The sequence below is a fragment of the Arthrobacter sp. ZBG10 genome, assembly GCF_001238605.1.
Classification (GTDB): Bacteria; Actinomycetota; Actinomycetes; order Actinomycetales; family Micrococcaceae; genus Arthrobacter.
In genome coordinates this window covers 1-1,054 of sequence record NZ_LFQH01000094.1, presented here as the reverse complement: position 1 = coordinate 1,054, position 1,054 = coordinate 1, and the positions used below count along the sequence as shown (strand labels likewise).

Below are 1,054 nucleotides of genomic sequence, written 5' to 3'. Positions count from 1 at the left end.
CTAAGAGGTCTTCACCCTTTCACGATGCAACCAACGTCCTGGCCGAGTACACCTAGGCCTTCTGCAGGGTGAAGATCCCGTACCGCAGCGCGCCGCAGCGGTAAGCCAGGATCATGCGGGGAATGCCGAGGACGGCTCCGCGGTTGCCTGCGCTCAAGGCGAGGCGGCGGGCTTCGCGGTCAACGAGGAGGGCTTTCACCAACCGGAGGGCGCAGATTGTCCAGGTGCGGGCAACGCGGCGGCTGACATCCTCGTAGCCGGTGACCGTGAAGCCCGCCGCCGTCGCCATCGCCTCGTAGTCCCCGCGGGTGCCCATCGAGGGCAGCCGGCCTTCGCGGCAGATCGGCTCCAGCAGGTGGCGGACCTTCAACCCGCCGGCGTTCGTTTCGGCCAGCCAGGCGCAGATGACGAAGCGGCCACCGGGCGACAGCACGCGGTGGGCCTCGGCGAAGAACCTGGGCTTATCGACCATGTGTTCGCTCGACTCGATAGCCCATGCGGCGTCGGCGGTGGCTCCGGCCAGCCCGTTGTCGAGCCAGTCCCGGACCCGGATTTCCACGTCGGGCACGGGCTGGCCGGCAGCGTAGCGCGCCTGCTCCTCTGACAGCGTGAAACCGGTGACACGGACCCCGTGCAGCACCGCGAGCCGCCTCGCCGTGGCGCCATAGCCGCACCCGATGTCGACGCAGGCCTGGCCGGGGGTGAGGCCCAGCCTGTCGCCAACCGTGTCCACCAGCGCCTCAACGGCCGCGCCTGCCGTCTCGCGGCCCGTCGCCCACAATCCGTGGTGGACATGCTCGCCCCACACGCGGCGGTAGATGGGATCGAGCTCGTCGTAGTGCTCCGCCACAGCCTCGGCGCTCTGGGAAATATCGGGGACGATCACGCCCTGACCCTACAACGGCGCTCCGGCACGAAGGAAGGGTTTGGCCGACGCCGGCACCCACCTTGGGTTCTAGCGGTCGTTGCAACACCCCTAGATTTTGGGAGTTGCAACGACCGTGCCGTCTTTAATCAGGAAAGCGTCGGGGAAGAGAAAGTACACGCAGGAACA

1 protein-coding gene is annotated in these 1,054 nt (G+C 67.6%); it reads right to left on the bottom strand.

The features are described 5' to 3' along the window. Positions 1 to 52 precede the first annotated feature (52 nt). Positions 53 to 886: a class I SAM-dependent methyltransferase gene (locus ACU18_RS17920; protein ID WP_050687835.1), complete on the bottom strand. Its 834-nt coding sequence runs from the start codon at positions 884 to 886 to the stop codon at positions 53 to 55. Between the last annotated feature and the right edge of the window lie 168 nt (positions 887 to 1,054).